The sequence below is a fragment of the Paenibacillus sp. R14(2021) genome, from assembly GCF_019431355.1.
Lineage (GTDB): Bacteria > Bacillota > Bacilli > Paenibacillales > Paenibacillaceae > Paenibacillus_Z.
Genome location: NZ_CP080269.1, coordinates 5,237,339 through 5,253,749 on the forward strand (window position 1 = coordinate 5,237,339; position 16,411 = coordinate 5,253,749).

General features: G+C 41.3%; 17 protein-coding genes and 1 pseudogene. 8 read left to right on the plus strand and 10 right to left on the minus strand.

Annotated features, from left to right (window positions below):
* Positions 1 to 69: 69 nt before the first annotated feature.
* Together KXU80_RS24290 and KXU80_RS24295 are read left to right on the plus strand one after the other, a co-directional pair.
* Entirely contained in the window at positions 70 to 1,239 is a 1,170-nt protein-coding gene (locus tag KXU80_RS24290) for an MFS transporter (RefSeq protein ID WP_219835682.1), read from the plus strand.
* 361 nt (positions 1,240 to 1,600) lie between these two features.
* The gene (locus KXU80_RS24295) at positions 1,601 to 1,771 is read left to right on the plus strand and encodes an aspartyl-phosphate phosphatase Spo0E family protein (RefSeq protein ID WP_219835683.1); all 171 of its coding nucleotides are present in this window, start codon (positions 1,601 to 1,603) and stop codon (positions 1,769 to 1,771) included.
* Positions 1,772 to 1,854: 83 nt separating this feature from the next.
* On the opposite strand, the gene KXU80_RS24300 is transcribed toward KXU80_RS24295, so the two are convergent.
* From KXU80_RS24300 to KXU80_RS24325, 5 genes and pseudogenes are all read right to left on the minus strand, one after another.
* Positions 1,855 to 2,556, minus strand: a complete 702-nt coding sequence (locus KXU80_RS24300; protein WP_219835684.1) for a Ger(x)C family spore germination C-terminal domain-containing protein — start codon at positions 2,554 to 2,556, stop codon at positions 1,855 to 1,857.
* A 331-nt stretch (positions 2,557 to 2,887) separates the two neighbouring features.
* Positions 2,888 to 3,433 (minus strand): GerAB/ArcD/ProY family transporter, encoded by a 546-nt coding sequence (locus KXU80_RS28545; RefSeq protein ID WP_374987804.1) that lies wholly within the window; start codon positions 3,431 to 3,433, stop codon positions 2,888 to 2,890.
* Positions 3,349 to 3,675 (minus strand): GerAB/ArcD/ProY family transporter, encoded by a 327-nt coding sequence (locus KXU80_RS28550; protein ID WP_219835685.1) that lies wholly within the window; start codon positions 3,673 to 3,675, stop codon positions 3,349 to 3,351. The genes KXU80_RS28545 and KXU80_RS28550 overlap by 85 nt, the downstream gene beginning before the upstream one ends.
* Positions 3,627 to 3,976 (minus strand): annotated as a pseudogene (locus tag KXU80_RS28555) (spore germination protein). The gene KXU80_RS28550 and the pseudogene KXU80_RS28555 overlap by 49 nt, the downstream one beginning before the upstream one ends.
* Positions 3,924 to 4,379 (minus strand): spore germination protein, encoded by a 456-nt coding sequence (locus KXU80_RS24325; protein WP_219839222.1) that lies wholly within the window; start codon positions 4,377 to 4,379, stop codon positions 3,924 to 3,926. The pseudogene KXU80_RS28555 and the gene KXU80_RS24325 overlap by 53 nt, the downstream one beginning before the upstream one ends.
* Positions 4,380 to 5,005: 626 nt before the next feature.
* On the opposite strand from KXU80_RS24325, the gene KXU80_RS24330 reads away from it, so the two are divergent.
* Complete coding sequence (locus KXU80_RS24330; RefSeq protein WP_219835688.1) at positions 5,006 to 5,806, plus strand: SDR family NAD(P)-dependent oxidoreductase; 801 nt, start codon at positions 5,006 to 5,008, stop codon at positions 5,804 to 5,806.
* Positions 5,807 to 6,065: 259 nt separating this feature from the next.
* On the opposite strand, the gene KXU80_RS24335 is transcribed toward KXU80_RS24330, so the two are convergent.
* The 3 genes from KXU80_RS24335 to KXU80_RS24345 all read right to left on the minus strand — a co-directional run bounded on the left by KXU80_RS24335 (position 6,066) and on the right by KXU80_RS24345 (position 9,769).
* The gene (locus tag KXU80_RS24335) at positions 6,066 to 6,242 is read right to left on the minus strand and encodes a hypothetical protein (protein ID WP_219835689.1); all 177 of its coding nucleotides are present in this window, start codon (positions 6,240 to 6,242) and stop codon (positions 6,066 to 6,068) included.
* Between the two features lie 231 nt (positions 6,243 to 6,473).
* Entirely contained in the window at positions 6,474 to 8,186 is a 1,713-nt protein-coding gene (locus KXU80_RS24340; protein ID WP_219835690.1) for a sensor histidine kinase, read from the minus strand.
* 32 nt (positions 8,187 to 8,218) lie between these two features.
* A complete protein-coding gene (locus KXU80_RS24345; RefSeq protein ID WP_219835691.1) occupies positions 8,219 to 9,769 on the minus strand; it encodes a response regulator in 1,551 nt (516 codons plus the stop codon).
* Between the two features lie 189 nt (positions 9,770 to 9,958).
* On the opposite strand from KXU80_RS24345, the gene KXU80_RS24350 reads away from it, so the two are divergent.
* From KXU80_RS24350 to KXU80_RS24370, 5 genes are all read left to right on the plus strand, one after another.
* Positions 9,959 to 11,260 carry an ABC transporter substrate-binding protein gene (locus KXU80_RS24350; protein ID WP_219835692.1) on the plus strand — a complete coding sequence of 434 codons (1,302 nt, stop codon included), beginning with the start codon at positions 9,959 to 9,961 and terminating at the stop codon, positions 11,258 to 11,260.
* Between the two features lie 93 nt (positions 11,261 to 11,353).
* A complete protein-coding gene (locus KXU80_RS24355) occupies positions 11,354 to 13,018 on the plus strand; it encodes an extracellular solute-binding protein (protein ID WP_219835693.1) in 1,665 nt (554 codons plus the stop codon).
* 83 nt (positions 13,019 to 13,101) lie between these two features.
* Positions 13,102 to 13,992 carry an ABC transporter permease gene (locus KXU80_RS24360; protein ID WP_258171140.1) on the plus strand — a complete coding sequence of 297 codons (891 nt, stop codon included), beginning with the start codon at positions 13,102 to 13,104 and terminating at the stop codon, positions 13,990 to 13,992.
* Between the two features lie 12 nt (positions 13,993 to 14,004).
* Complete coding sequence (locus KXU80_RS24365) at positions 14,005 to 14,889, plus strand: carbohydrate ABC transporter permease (RefSeq protein WP_219839224.1); 885 nt, start codon at positions 14,005 to 14,007, stop codon at positions 14,887 to 14,889.
* 278 nt (positions 14,890 to 15,167) lie between these two features.
* On the plus strand, positions 15,168 to 15,545 hold the full coding sequence (locus KXU80_RS24370) for an MFS transporter (protein ID WP_219835694.1): 378 nt from the start codon (positions 15,168 to 15,170) through the stop codon (positions 15,543 to 15,545).
* Positions 15,546 to 15,574: 29 nt separating this feature from the next.
* On the opposite strand, the gene KXU80_RS28560 is transcribed toward KXU80_RS24370, so the two are convergent.
* The gene (locus KXU80_RS28560; protein WP_374987805.1) at positions 15,575 to 15,859 is read right to left on the minus strand and encodes a Ger(x)C family spore germination C-terminal domain-containing protein; all 285 of its coding nucleotides are present in this window, start codon (positions 15,857 to 15,859) and stop codon (positions 15,575 to 15,577) included.
* Positions 15,802 to 16,311: a Ger(x)C family spore germination protein gene (locus tag KXU80_RS24380; RefSeq protein ID WP_219835696.1), complete on the minus strand. Its 510-nt coding sequence runs from the start codon at positions 16,309 to 16,311 to the stop codon at positions 15,802 to 15,804. Before KXU80_RS24380 ends, KXU80_RS28560 begins: the two co-directional genes overlap by 58 nt.
* Positions 16,312 to 16,411: the final 100 nt, after the last annotated feature.

Sequence of the window (16,411 nt, forward strand, 5' to 3'; positions counted from 1 at the left end):
TTTTGTTTACTTTAGATAAACGGGATGATATGCTGTTATCAATTTGAAACGAAAGGAAGAAGAAAATTTATGAAATTAAGTTCAAGAATTGCTTTACTCTGTTTGGCGGTAACTGCATCATTCGCCCCAATGCTTGCCGCGCCCGCAATAAAATTACTTAAGGTTGACTTCCCAGACACCAGTTCGCTGCTCATTCAGTGGGTTGTTACCTTATCTTCATTATTTATTTTGCCGACATTATTGATGGCCAGTACGTTGGCTAAAAAATTCTCACGTAAAAGTATACTTATTTTTGGGCTTGTATTTTACGTCATCGGAGGAATAGGTCCTTCGTTTGTAAACACCATTCCTTTGATTCTTTTTTTCCGAGCCATACTTGGATTAAGTATCGGGTTGATCTCTCCAGCATTTAATGCAGTGATCGCAGAGAATTTTCAAGGTAATGAACGGACCAAAATGAATGGATGGATCACTGCAGTAAATGGAATCGGAGGGGCCATTTTTCTTTCGATTGGAGGTTTTGTAGCCTCATTTGGTTGGAAAAGTGTTTTCTTAAGCTACTCCTACGCAATTATCTTGTTGATCCTGGTCGTCTTTTTTGTACCAAAATTCCCTCCTATTAAAACTCAAGCCGTTAAAAATACGTCGTTGGCGAAGATACCTGCTGGCTTTTATTGGCTTGCCTTGTTGAGTGGGCTAAACGTGATGTTGTATTTCACAATCCCAACCAGCTTATCTTTATATCTTGCCGAAATTGGAATAGGGACGGCTTCTACAGTCGGTTATTTTTCTGCCATATCCCTTTTTAGTATATTTCTTGCCGGACTTGCCTTCCCTGCACTGACTCGAATGTTTAATCGTTTTATCGTTGCATTTGGTTTGATTCTTTACGGAGTGGGCTTTTTGCTCGAAAGTATAGCACAAAACGTATGGATGATTGCTATTGCAGTATTATTAATTGGCTTTTCACAAGGGCTGTTTTTCCCGATGTCTTTTAATAAGACGGCCCAAGTGGTACCTAAAGAGCGACTTACGACGGCGATTTCAATCTTATTGGCCGGTATTTATGCCTTCCAATTTATTTGTCCGCTCTTTATGCATGCAGTCCCTGCATTATTTAACTATTCCTCAACAAGAGAAACATTCTTGCTTTTGGCCATTGCGATGGGAGTATCCGTGATTGTATCGTTTTTATTAACAAGAAACGGACAAGTACAACACGCTGCAGAGCAAAAATAAATTCCATTTATGTTTCGTTTTATCCCCACCAGCACCCTTAATTATAAAAATTATGGGATCTGGTGGGGATTTATTTTACCCTATAGATTGGAGCAAATTAGGGGCAGCTCCAATTTAAGCATATCTGTAGTGTTGCTGTTTAAATGAAGGAGGAAAATCATTTCCGTTGGCGGACCTAAGCAGGGTGGACAATTTCCCATCATACGTTAAGACTTAGAAGCTGCCAATTTGGTTACGTTACTTCTTCATCTCATGTCTGTACTTGTTAGGTAACTTCTTTACTTCCATCCTTATCTCTGATTCCCAAAACAAGCAGCTATGCTCTCAGAATTACCCAATTTCTTGTCAGGGATGGTGCCACTTGGATAAGAAAACTGAAATTATCGTAGCTATTGTGCGTACAAGGGCGGAACTGCTTTCTATGGTGAAGAGGCATGAGGATTTAAAACATGAACATGTAATAAGAAAATCCCAAGAATTAGATGTACTATTAAATGAATACCACCAATTGTTAAAGGCTTCAATTAAATAGCGTATTTTTGTGAGATAACCCGATTTCAATTGGAGGATAACTTTATTCAATTTCACCATCACGGATCAGCTTTAAATGTATATTTACCTTAATGCTTGCCTTAGAATATTGATTTCGCCATATCTCATCAGAAACGTTTTTCCTCGGACAAATGCTCTGTATTTACTACCGAATCCAATCGGATCAACGGTTTCCTCTTGTAGTCGCTGTATTAATACCATCATTTCATTCTCAATTTTCTGCTCGATGATTAGACTTAGTCTGTTGCTTACGGCAGGCTCTGTGAGCGAGAGTTGTTCCGACATGTCAAGAACACTTGCTTTCAAACCTTCGTACAAATTAAATGGAGCAATGACAACATTTAAATTATTTACTTTTCGATGATCTAAAGTTATCACTGCTTCTGATAACGCAAGTTCAACATTTCCGCTTTTAACAGGAGCACTCATCAATTTTAAATAAAATAATTTATCCTGGTCCACTTTCATGACCATGCGGTCTTCTTTGAATACTGCGACCCCATTTAATTTTATGTCATCCTTCTTTTGTTCAATTATAGGTAAAGTCGGATCTTTCCCAACGATATAGTAATCATGTGTAAATGCTTGTAAGGTTGGCGGCAGCAAAAATCCAGTCGTTACATTGTGTTGGATCAATAAACTTAAATATTTCCCGATTTTGGAAACCTCAGGATTTTTTCGGGTGAGGATATTATTGGATTGACCTGAAGCTACGGACAGGTAAACACCACTTCCAATTTGAGGATCTCGTAACAAACATATCAACTTGTGAAAAAATCCCTTTCTTAGCCAATTGATTTCCAAATATCATCAGTCGGATCTGACCAGTAACTAATGGTTTTACGGATTATGCATTCATGGCTTCACGCAATCCTTGAGATGTCTTCGCTGTTGAGACGATTACATTGGTCTTTTCCTTTGCTTCCGGATCAATTCGATACAACACGGATGTTCCCATTAGACGCCCTTGTGGCAGTAAATCGATCCCTTCGGCTAAGATAATACCCACTTTTTCAATTATTTTTGTCTGTAAGCAGCCACCTATGAACACCGCCATGGTAGCGAGTATGATAAGTATCGTGCCGTTGCATTCCTTTCATGTTTCTGCTCCTTTTTCAGGCTTCAAAAAATTCCGCTTACATCGAGTGCAAACATATAAGAATAGTGGATAAACATACTCGATCCATACACCAATCGTTCTAATACTTTTACTAAAATTTTCCTCATCTGAGTGATATTGAATGATTTCAGATGACAGGATTAAAACAATGCAACCCATAAAAAGCGCATATTTTTGCTTCAACCTCCAGGCCTCCCGAAAACCACGTGTAGAGGACCACATCAGCACAAGACTTACCGAAAATACCGAAATGACCAAATAGGCCACAACGAATAAATCGAAGCGCTCCATAACCGGTAATTTCACGATTTTGAACGAGGTAAGATTCGGCCATGTTGTTTTCTCCAGCTGGTTACCGCCAAGGTAAGCAATTGCAACGATTAATGTGACAATTCCAAAAACTGCCGAATATAAAACGGCAAGTTGCGTATATCGATTTACTCGTCTCTTATCCTGAATAAAAGGATAGAGGAAATAAGCTGCAAAATACCTGAATAATATTTCAACATAAGCAGTGTGCAGTAAATGAGTTGTCCAAAGATGAAGTAAATGAGTACAAATCCTACAATGACTCGAATCCCTCCGAAAACGCCATAAATTAATAAAACACTCATTGCACTCATAAATAGCCAGCCAGGTAGATCCGGAAATAGTAACGTAATGACAACTTCTTGAATGTTCCGAAGCGAAAATGTCTTGATTGATCTGGTACAGATCACATTTTGGAAAATACCTGGCGGTACGATATATAATCCAAGCCACACTTAGGTTTAGAGCGCGACTCAATTAGCGAAACTAACATATTCTGCGGTAACAAGGAGTAATGGAACGTCACAATAGCTACATAAAGCGGCGTCACTGATAAAGAAAAAACAAACCACCCATGCGTAATATCCGTAGAAATGTGGCCATTAACCAGCTGATATAATAATCTTCCGGTGACTTGAAAAAATCGAATATATTGCATGGCGTCAAAATCGCCTGGGGACTACCGTTGACCAATATCACGAGTTTACCTTCCATTAAATTTGATACAACCCGGTCCGGACGCTCTGTAACGATCATTTGTGGAAATATGGTGTAGGTAGGTATTGTCGTTTATGTGCTGCAACAGCATTGAGGCATCATAGAGTCCATCTATTTTCAAATTTTGAAGTCTTCTTAGTAATGCGTGAACATTTTCAGGTTGAGCAATATTTTTCACATAAAGCAAAGCAATATCGGTTTTCGTGTAATGTCCTACCTGCACGTTCTCTAACATGAGATTAAGATCTGGAAGGAGCCGTGTAATCGTTTGTAAATTTTGCTCCATTGATTCAACGAATGCCAGTTGGGGACCGATAATTTGTGATTCGATTTCAGGAGCCGACATGGTTCTACCGCTGGTAGCAGCAGTTTTGAAAAGAATCGCCATATTGTAAGTGTTTTGGACGAGCATGGTATGACCTTGAATAACACCATTTGCCATTTCTTCGACATCGGAAGTTCTGGTGTGAACAACTACCTGAACATGAATCAGGACTTCATCGAGTGTGATTGGATTCTCAGAGGAATATTGTTGGAGTGGCTGTCAAATATGCTGAATAAAGCAATTTTGTATCAACCACATATTCCAAGTACAGTAACCAACACTGCAGCTCCGGCAACTGGATGATCCGAATTTTATTATTTTGGGGGAGCAACTGTTTTACTTGATCAATTAACTTATGCTGCTCAGTAATCATTTTCGAATTGGATATCCTTCCGTATGTTTTCATTTTTGTATGTAGGATTCACAATCCTTCAATCAAATATTCAATTGCATACATAAGTGGTTTGAATGTAGTCTCTTGTATCGATAACAAGAAACGAGAGAGGCATATGTTTCTAATGCAATTTAATTTTGTTATAAAAAGAAAAATAGACTAAATAATAAATTTATATAAAATAGACATTATATATTTATTTTGTTTACTTTGTAGTTCGATAGTGGTATGCTTTAACCAAGTTGAGGCGAAGGAGTGACCATGTATGTGATGACATCAGAATTGAACGGTTGGTAAGGGATAATATAATTTAATGAATTAAAACTAACCAGAAAGAAGGACAAACATCATGGAACTAAACTTAACTGGAAAACGTGCACTCATTACAGGATCGAGCAGTGGTCTGGGTATGGCAATGGGGAAGATGTTGGCTGCAGAAGGAGCAAGCGTAATTGTACACGGCCGTGATGAAGCGCGTAGTAGTGCAGTGGCTGAGTCAATCCGTGCAAATGGAGGTTCCGCTACTGTTGCTCTGGGAGAGCTGACGACAGACGCCGGCGCCGATGCAGTTGCAGCAGCGGCATTAGCAGACGGACCTGTAGATATTTTGGTTAATAACGCTGGATTCTATCGTCATCTATCTTGGATGGATGCTAAGGCAGATGAATGGACAGAAACCTATAACGTCAACGTGGTTTCTGGTGTTCGCATGATTCAACGACTTCTACCCCAAATGAAAGAGCGTAATTGGGGGCGAATCATTACAATTGGTGGAGGACTCGCGCTCCAACCCATGAACACCCATCCGCAGTACAATGCTACACTCGCAGCACGTCATAATCTGGCAGTTTCCCTGGCACGCGAACTAAAAGGTACCCGTATTACTTCAAACATCGTCTCTCCAGGGGCGATTTTAGTTGACGCTGTTAAAGAGTTGGTGGAAAACATTGGTCCTTCCCGAGGCTGGGGCGAAACATGGGAAGAGATTCAGCCGAATGCAGTTAACTCCTTGATTCCGAACGATCGTGGACGGTTTGGATATCCGGATGAAATTGCTGCTGCCGTTGCATATCTTTGCAGTGATTTTGCTGAATACTGCAGTGGTTCTACGATTCGTGTAGACGGCGGTTTGATCCGGGGAGCATTCTAAGCAAGCCCGTATTTTATTGAAAACAAATAAGAACAATTGAAGTCTGTAACTCATAGGATTTGGCCGATTTCACTCGGTTCTAAAGGTATAACCTTAACGCTAATTATTGCTTGTCGCAGTAATAAACAAGCCTCCGTATCAGAAGATGCGGAAGCTTGTTAGATTAATCAGAAAACTTTGGTTAGTGTGTTCGATTCAGTCTATCTGTTACTCAATTGCACGATGGGGATTTTTTGGTTAGCTAAGTCACTAACTTGGCTTATCCTTTATTTACAGCAGGACGAATGAAGCCGATTGCAATCAATGCGGCAATCGCTACGCCTAAGGAACCCATCCATACAACAGAACTTAGTGGCAAGCTCTTCACAACTACACCACCAAGACCGGCGCCGATAGCCATTGACAATTGTGATACTGATGTGTACAAACTGATCATGATACTCGTAGCTTCAGGAGCCTGACTGATCAAATGGACCTGCTGTGTTGGACCGGAGGACCATAGGGAAAGTGACCAACAGAACCAGAATAGGGAATACGATTACTGCATAGTGAGCATTCAATTTTTTTTTGCTGCTTGCGGGAATACTCTGATCGGTTCGTAAGATGTATTTTTCATAGCCAGCGCTATGAGCATTCGCGATACTTTGCCGCGGGCAGTTGTTTCTGCTTACCTCGTTTTAGTGGGGATTTGGATCGTTAACGAAGTACCTTCTTGCGGGACACTATCGATGGCTAGAAAAAATTCACTTCCGAATAGTAATTCTAAGCGTTTCTTTACATTGGTTAATCCAATATTTCTTATGCGTCCATCACTGGAAGAGGGTGTATTTCTATTTTGTTCCATTGATTCGATAGCTTCAAGTGTCATTCCTACACCATCATCGCTTATTATCACGACTAGTCGATCATTCTCTAGGTGGATGGATAAGGTAATCAAACCCTTCGTTTCTTTAGGGAGTATGCCGTGGAATAAGGCATTCTCAATAATAGGCTGTAAAATATTTTTTGGCATATTCATGTCAGATACGTGATCAGAGATGTCCAGGGACAATTCAAACTGATCACGATATCGATACTTTTGTATTTTTGTATAGTCCTGAATAATGCCGACTTCTTTCTCGACGGAAGAGAACACTTCGTTATTTCCGATTTGTACTGCATCTTGCAGAATATGAATAAACGCTGTCATCATCTCCGTAATATCATGATGCCGCTGTTTTCTTGCTAAGTAAATGACCGTATTTAATGTGTTATAGATAAAGTGCGGATTAATTTGTGAAAGCAATAGATCGATTTCCAACTGTTGCTTGATCTTCTCATTCTCCAACGACTCCTGTATGTGCTCCCGCAAATCTTCAAGCATTCGGTTAAAGCCAAGAGCTAGCACTTCAAGCTCATCCTTGCTTTGAACCGTTATATTCACATTCAAGTTCCCGGCAGACACTTGTTTCATTGCGCGTGTGAGTTTTAAAATCGGTTTTGTTATATTGTTAATTAGGGGGGTTAGAATGAGCAATATGGCCAATATGCTAGCCCCTATCATGAGTAAAATAAAGCTGAAAATATAGTTTATTTTATGGAATATTTTCTTTTTGGACGTGTAAGAAATAATATTCCATTGATCGGCTACGAGGCTTTTATAGATGAAGCCGCTTTTATTTTCCTCGAATGAACTGCTGGCATTGAAATGATCGTTAAGCAGCGGAGCATCCGCTTTTCGATATAAAATTTGCTTATCTTCGTTCACCCACCAGTATTGTTCGTAGGATGCCGCATTGGATTGCACAACACTTACAAAATGATCGAAGTAAAAGTTGATAATCAATTTTCCAATAAAATGGTCATAGTGATCAATGTCTAGTATATTCACCGCATAACTAATCACTTCGCTTTGTTTATCGAGAGAGGTATCGTTAAGAATAAAATGCGGGTCCGTAAACCCCCTGTCTTTGCGTGAATGAACGAAATCACGAAACCATGGCTCATCGAGCGATTCGCGCACGGACGCATCGAGCGGAGAAGTGCTTAACGTTACTTCTTGCTCTCCTTTAACGATATAAAAGCTTTGAACATCGTTTCTTAAAGCAAAATACTTATTAAGCTTGCGGACAATTTCGCTTCTCCCGTCTAGGATGTCGTATACATCATCCATGCGCGTATCTTTCTTGAGAAAGGCTTGCAGATTCTCATCTACCATTATGGTTTCCGTAAAGGTATGTATATTCGAAACCATATCGTTCAATTGGAAGGCTGTTTGATTTAATTTGACTTGGTCGTCTTGAATGACCTGTTGTTTTAATATTTTGGAGAAATATAAGTAAAAGATGGTGCCGCTGAACAGCAGACAAACCGTTACAATGGAAGCTGTGCTTATGATCATTTTGCGTTTAATGCTGCGGTTAATCAGGGTGATTAACCTCCTTTGCGATATTCTTGCGGCGTAAAGCCGGTCACCTTGTAGAATACCTGACTGAAGTAGGCGCTGCTGCGATAACCGATTTTTTCGGCAATCTCATAAATCTTCAGGTTGTTTTCCTGAAGCAATTTCTTAGCTATATCAACACGGTATGACGTAACATATTCAAGGAATGTTTGCTGCAATTCTTTTTTGAAGAGCTGATGCAAATAGGGAACGCTGATATTCACCGACGTGGAAACGCTCTCCACGCTTAAATCGGCATGATGGTAGTTCTTATGAATGAATAGAATGGCTTCGCGCGTTTTTCGAGAAAAATGAGAGAACCCATCCTTTTCGATTTCCTTGGCAAGCAGATCGAACTGTGAGATGAACCATTGCTTGATATCATCAACATGGAAGAGTTGCAGCACTTGATGCAGCATATCTTCATTAGCGAGCTTGGTAGGAAGCATGCCGTATTTGTTACGATGAAAATCCAGCTTCTTTAGTAATTCCGAAGCCAATAATTGCAGCGACAACGAATCATTTAACTTTTGAATATGATTAAAGTAACCTGGAATTCTCTCGTGAAGTACGATGAGGTCACGCTCTTCCTGTAGTTCTTGAAGTTTCGCTATAAAAATGGTATCCGGAGAAAGTTCAGGTTCAGGAGTATCCTCTAGTGTGAAGTACGCTTCTCTTCCAAAAAACCATCGTTTGAGAAACAACGCATGACTTCGATGAAAGAATGGGTTAAGTTCCCTTTTACCGGCAACTGCTACCGAACCTATAATAGAAACCGTTTCGTTGCTGAATTGACGCATTATTTTTTGAAGATGCTTCGCAACGTTGATCTGTTCTTGTTGGACTTTCCATAACTGATGCGTATTTGTAATCATATAAATAAGTACAATTTCCCTATCGTTTAAAGGAACGTTAATAAGAGGCTTCATACTCATCTCTATATCGAATGGATCATATTTAAATATTTGCGATAATGGAATTCCAAACTCAGAAATTAACTCCGGAAAAAGAGGATAGGGCGTGTCCTGCTTCAAATAGAACAGGGCCAAAGGAGAATCTAATTGTTTCAGCCAGTCTGCTTCAAGATGTTGAGGTGCTTCCGTATGCTTGCCTACGAATAACTTCCGCAAATATTCCTCTTGAATCATAGAAGCGCTGCTGATCAGTCTTTCCCACTGTAGACGTATGGACATAATCGTTTCCAGCAACGTTTGAGCATCAATTTCATGTTTGAGCAAGTAACTCGACACGCCGTAGCGAATCGCTTGTTTGGCATATTCGAAGTCTTGGTATGACGTTATCATAATGATCCGACACAGTTCATTCTCGGATCTGATTTGTGCAGCGAGTTCCAAACCATTTACGATAGGCATTCGAACATCGGTAATAACAAGATCGGGCTTATGAATTCGAAAGAGCTCCATGGCGCGTCTTCCGTTTCTGGCCGTTCCGATAATATGGAAATGAAAATCCTGCCATGAAATTAAAGATTCCAGATCTTCAATAGCAAGAGCTTCATCGTCAACGATCATGACTTTCATAGTTAATGGCTCCACGAATTACCCTCCGATTACGCGTTAATATCCATTATAACATGTGATCGTTTGCTAACTAGCCGAGTATAGGAAATTGAATAGTAGTATAGCATTCTGATATTTTTTCGCTCTAAGGTGCGTGGTATGCTTCAATGCATAACCAACCTTAGCAATTTAAAAGGGGGGTCAAGGAAGATGAATAAAGGGACTCGATTGGGTAAAAGGGGGTTGCCATTTTTATTCCTATTGCCGCTTATAGCTTGCGCCGATGGTGGAACAAAAGCTGAGGAAGCGAAAGGAAATCCATCCATTGGCAGCAGCGGAACGGTTACGATCTGGGGGTGGGACAAGCCGAAGGACAACGTGTTGCAAGGGTTTAAAAAAAGATATCCGGAGATCTCGATTAATTACGTAAACATATCATCGGCAGATATCATGAAAAAATTGCAGGTCTCGCTTGCGGCTGGCGGCAAATTGCCGGATATTCTCATGATTGAGCGTGATTTTCGGGGGCAGCTGAATCATATGAATTTGCTGGAAAACCTGGAGGCCGCTCCGTACGAATTCAATCGGCATTTAATCTTTGATTACGACTTTCCTCAAAATTCAAATGCGAATAGCAAGGTCGTTTCTATTCCGATGGACATGAGCATCGCGGGACTAGCCTACAAACGCGAATTAACGAAGCAATATTTTGGTACGGATGATCCGAAAGAGCTGCAAGCGCTTTTCCCGAATTGGGATCAATTTATTGCAAAGGGCAAGGACGTTTTAGAAGAAAGCGGCGGCAAGGTGTACATGTTTACTAGTCTCAGAGAAGCTTGGCAGATCATTGCAGGCCAGAATCCCGAACCGTATGCGGATGGCAACAGAATAAACGTAAAAAAATTAGCCAATTTGTTTGTTCTTATCCGAAAGCTGAGCGATGCAGGTATCATTGATAATCTCGATAAAAGCTCTCCGGCGAGTAACACTTCTTATGCACAAAATAACCACATTTTCTATCCGGCCGCGATTTGGTCGCCCCGCTATCAGATCGAACCCAATGATAAGCATGGCAGCAACGGGAGATGGGGGCTTATGGTGCCGCCTGGAGGAGGATTTATTTGGGGAGGAAGTTCCTTCGGAATTCCTCACAAAGCAAAGAACAAAGAGCAAGCATGGAAATTTATCCAGTGGGCATTTCTTTCGCAAGAAGGTGCCGAAGCGAATAAAAAGGATGGCATATTTACGCACTACAAAGCCGCCTATGATCATCCCGGCTTTATCAATTGGACAACGCCTTGGTTTGGCAAGCAAGATATCGGAATCACCTTCTTCCAAGACATTAATGCCGTCACGAAATACGTCCCGCTAAGTCAATACGACGATACCATTATCACCAATGGGGTTTTAATTGCTTTGAAGACACTGGCTTCCGAACCCGAAATCGGAAATGACGAATTAATTAAAAAAGTGATTCAAAGCATAAAAAACGTTGCCCCTGAGTTGAAGTAGCCGCTTAGGGACGGAGGGAAGACATGAGAAAATCTTCCCTTCCAATGAGGAAATGAGAGCTGCAATATCACTTGAATAATTGGGGGATTCTTTATGAGAAAAGCCGCATTATTGATGTTGAGTATAATTATTGCAAGCAGTATGGCAGCTTGTGAAAGCGGTACCAAAAGTGCGGGAGGAAATGCAGCAGCGGATGGCACGGCAGGTAACGATACCATTGTGGATGGGAAGATGAAAGATGAAGTGGTTATCAGCATTCCGAAAGTTGTAGACCCGAACGCGAAGCAAGGTGCTGGGAATTTGCCGCCAGGCGACTCCGACGATAACAATCAATTCACCAGATACGTGAAGGAAAAGCTGAATATTTCTTTTAAAGCAGCCTTCACCACGGCTCCGGAAGCTTACGATCAAAAGCTTAGTTTGGCCATGGCCAGTAACGAGCTGCCGGATGTTACGGTAGTAGCGGAAGACGACTTCAAAAAATTGGTTGAAAACGGTCAAGTTGAAGATTTGACCGCTGTTTATAACAAGTACGCCTCTCCAACCTTGAAAAAAATTTATGATTCAACCAACGGGAGGTCGCTGAAACAAGCGACGGTTGACGGTAAATTAATGGCAATTCCTAACGTTAACACGATGGCGGATTTTACGAACATGCTTTGGGTTCGCAAAGATTGGCTGGATAAATTGGGTTTGAAAGAACCTAGGACTTTGGACGACATAATTACGGTTGCAAAGGCTTTCATAGAAAAGGATCCCGACGGCAATGGCCAAGCCGACACGATGGGATTGCCGGGTCCTAGCAAAAATTCGCCTCTCGTTACGAACGATAAAAATCACTACTTTGGTTTTGAACAAATTTTCGCGCTCGATCATGCCTTCCCCGGCATGTGGGTGAAGAATGATAAAGGCGAAATCGAGTATGGTTCCATCCAGCCGCAAGCCAAGAAAGGTCTCGAATTGCTGCAGAAGATGTATAAAGACGGCGTGATCGACAATCAGTTCGTATTTCGCGACGATCCTTCCCAGTTTGTAAAGAGCGGCAAGGCCGGCATGTTCTTCGGGCCTTGGTGGATGCCGCTTGGCATGCTGCAGGATGCGGTGAAAAATGATCCGAAAGCGGAATGGATCTCGATTTTAGCCCCTTTCGGAGCTGACGGTACCTATACGACAAATCGTGGATCGGCAAGCGGCGACTTTGTCGTGCTGAAGAAAGGATTCCAACATCCGGAAGCTTTAATCCTGTATATGAACTTATATGGCGCCAATCTGGTCGGGGAAGATCCGGAAGGCGCGCAAAAGCTGGATCCGAATGTCGATCTGGGGTACTGGCCAATTCGGATGACGCTTGAATACGGCGATAAGGTAGAAAGAACGTCCATTGAAGTCCAAGGCGTAATCGACGGAAAGAATAAGCCGGAAAGCCTGGATCCGGTTAAAAAATCGATCTATGACGCCTATATGCGAGATCAAAAGAACCCGCGAAAAGTTGTGCCGGATTGGGCTTTAGCTTCCAGTTGGCTTGCGTCCGGCAAGGTGCTTAGCCAGCCGATGAACATTATGAACAACGAGTTTACGGGCACGACTGAAAGCATGATTCAAAAATGGGCGACTTTAAGCAAATTAGAAAACGAAACGTATCTGAAAATCGTTATGGGTCAGTTAGATATCGGCGCCTTTGATGATTTCGTGAAAAAATGGACGGAGCTCGGCGGCGAGCAGGTCACGCAAGAAGTTAGAGAGCTGGCTGGAAAATAAAAAAAATCCGCAAGCGAGCTGGTTCTCTTGTCGAAAGGGAGCCGGCTTGGCCTGCTGGATGATGAACGCAAGAGGTGAAGAACGTGAGGGAAAGATCAAATATTAAACACTACTGGATGATGTTGATTCCAGGCTTATTTCTTCTGTTCGTTTTTAATACCTATCCATTGTTCGGCTCCATTATCGCTTTTCAAAATTATAACCCGTTCAAAGGCATGCTTCATTCCAAGTGGGTGGGGCTGGAGAATTTTGAGTTTATGTTTCGGCTGCCGGATAGCCGCCAGATTTTGTGGAATACGGTCTATATCGCCTGTTTGAAAATTATAGCAGGAATAGTCTTTTCTCTAACCTTCGCTATTTTGTTGAATGAGTTAAGACTACGATTTTTCAAACGATCCATCCAGACGCTTGTTTATATCCCTCACTTTTTATCTTGGGTTATTTTATCGGGTATATTGATAGACCTTTTTTCGCTTGAAGGAATGGCCAACAAAGTCGTGCAGTGGTTCGGATTTCAACCGATTCAATTTTTAGGCAGTAATAGGCTATTTCCTTTTCTTTTAGTTGGAAGCGATGTTTGGAAAGAGTTCGGCTTCGGCGCGATTGTTTACTTAGCTGCTTTGGCAGGCATTAATCCCGGTTTATATGAGGCTGCAGCCATCGACGGAGCAAACCGATTTCAAAGAATTAGGTATATTACGCTTCCTGGCATCGTGCCTACGATTGTTTTGTTAGTTACTTTAAGCTTGGGAAATATACTCAACGCGGGTTTCGATCAAATATTCAATATGTATAATCCTGTTGTATATGAATCTTCGGATATTATTGATACTTACGTATATCGTGCGGGGCTTGTTTCCCAGCAATACAGTTTGGCGACTGCCGTTGGATTGATGAAATCGCTCATCAGTTTCTTTTTGATCGTTATTTCCAACATGCTTGCTAAAAAATTCGCTAATTACCGTATATTCTAAGGCAGGTGCGAAATCATGACAAATAATAGTTTTGCCTCTCGTATTTTTGATCATTTTAACGTGATTTTGCTGAGCTTGCTAGCGTTACTGTGTCTTGCTCCCATTTGGCATACACTTGCTCTGTCTTTTAGTTCCAAAAGTGCTGCAGAAGCGGGAATGGTGTTTTTTTGGCCGGTGCATTTCAATTTCACATCGTATACTCAAATTATTGAAGATCAACAGTTTTGGAGATCTTTTCTGATTAGCATCATAAGGGTCATTCTCGGTAGTTCGTTGAATTTTCTAATGACGCTGCTTCTTGCTTTCCCGATGTCGAGAACGGCCAAACAACTACCGTTTCGGAATGCCGTTATGTATTTTTTACTGTTTAATATGTTGTTTTCGCCCTCAATGATACCGATGTATTTCACGGTAAAAGACTTAGGACTGATGGATAGCATTTGGGCGCTGGTGCTACCTTCAGCCGTTCCGATCTTCAACGTCATGCTGCTGATGAATTATTTCCGCAACATACCGAAGGAAATGGAAGAAGCGGCGATGATAGACGGTGCCGGACCCTGGTATATGATGATTAGAATCTTCTTGCCCATTGCCGTTCCTACGGTGGCTGTTATTACGTTATTTAGTATTGTCGGCCATTGGAATGCTTTTTTTGACGGATTAATTTATATGAATAAAGTTGAACATTATCCGTTACAGACCTATATACAGCAGCTGATCGTCAAGATTGACCCAAGCAAACTGACTGTAGAACAGCTGGTAAAATTGCAAAATGTGTCTGCAAAAACGTTAAATGCGGCAAAAATATTTATTTCCATTCTGCCAATTCTCATTTTATATCCATTTTTACAGAAATATTTCATACATGGTATTATGCTTGGTTCAGTTAAGGAATAAGAGAGGGCTTTGCCCGTGTTCCCCGACTGGTTTCAGGTGATGAAGCTGAACCTGCGGAAGCACGCATAAAGGTATATCCGTATTTACTACGTAAATTAGCCATCACACAGCCTGAACAGGTCTGGAGTGTTGTCATTATGGCGAGGCGTAAACCTGGTATTATTAACAGTGGCAGCCGGCCATAATGATCGGCTGTCCTATTTGCTCTAACGGGTATATTTGTGTGGTGTTTATATGCTACGACGGAAAATAGGAGGAAACTTTGGGAGGGCCGGACCATGATGCAGAGGATTAGATTTATGTATAAAGAGTTCTTAAGAGAATCTCTATGGGGCGATCGGTCAAATACAACACTGCTCTTTTGTTCGTTTTTCCCGGGTGTTAGAATGCGCGTATGGATGATTGCTATTGCAGTATTATTAATTGGCTTTTCACAAGGGCTGTTTTTCCCGATGTCTTTTAATAAGATGGCCCAAGTGGTACCTAAAGAGCGACTTACGACGGCGATTTCAATCTTATTGGCCGGTATTTATGCCTTCCAATTTATTTGTCCGCTCTTTATGCATGCAGTCCCTGCATTATTTAGCTATTCCTCAACAAGAGAAACATTCTTGCTTTTGGCCATTGCGGAGAAGCATAGCTGTGTATTTTTGTGAGATAACCCGATTTCAATTGGAGGATAACTTTATTCAATTTCACCATCACGGATGAGCTTTAAATGTACATTCACCTTAATGCTTGCCTTAGAATATTGATTTCGCCATATCTCATCCGTTAACGTTTTTCCTCGGACAAATGCTCTGTATTTACTACCGAATCCAATCGGATCAACGGTTTCCTCTTGTAGTCGCTGTATTAATACCATCATTTCATTCTCAATTTTCTGCTCGATGATTAGGCTTGGTCTGCTGCTTACGGCAGGATCTGTAAGCGATTCGTTACATTGTGTTGGATCAATAAACTTAAATATTTCCCGATGTTGGAAACCTCAGGATTTTTTCGGGTGAGGATATCATTGGATTGACCTGAAGCTACGGACAGGTAAACACCACTTCCAATTTGAGGATCTCGTAATAACATATCAACTTGTGAAAAAATCCCTTTCTTAGCCAATTGATTTCCAAATATCATCAGTCGGATCTGACCAGTAACTAATGGTTTTACGGATTCTGCATTCATGGCTTCACGCAATCCTTGAGATGTCTTCGCTGTTGAGACGATTACATTGGTCTTTTCCTTTGCTTCCGGATCAATTCGATACAACACGGATGTTCCCAATAGACGCCCTTGTGGCAGTAAATCGATCCCTTCGGCTAAGATAATACCCACTTTTTCAATTATTTTTGTCTGTAAGCAGCCAACTATGAATACCGCCATGGCAGCGAGTATGACAAGTATCGTGCCGTTGCGCATTCCTTTCATGTTTCTGCTCCTTTATCAGGCTTCAAAAAATTCTTACATCGAGTGCAAACATATAAAAATAGTGGGTAAACATACTCGATCCATACACCAATCGTTCTAA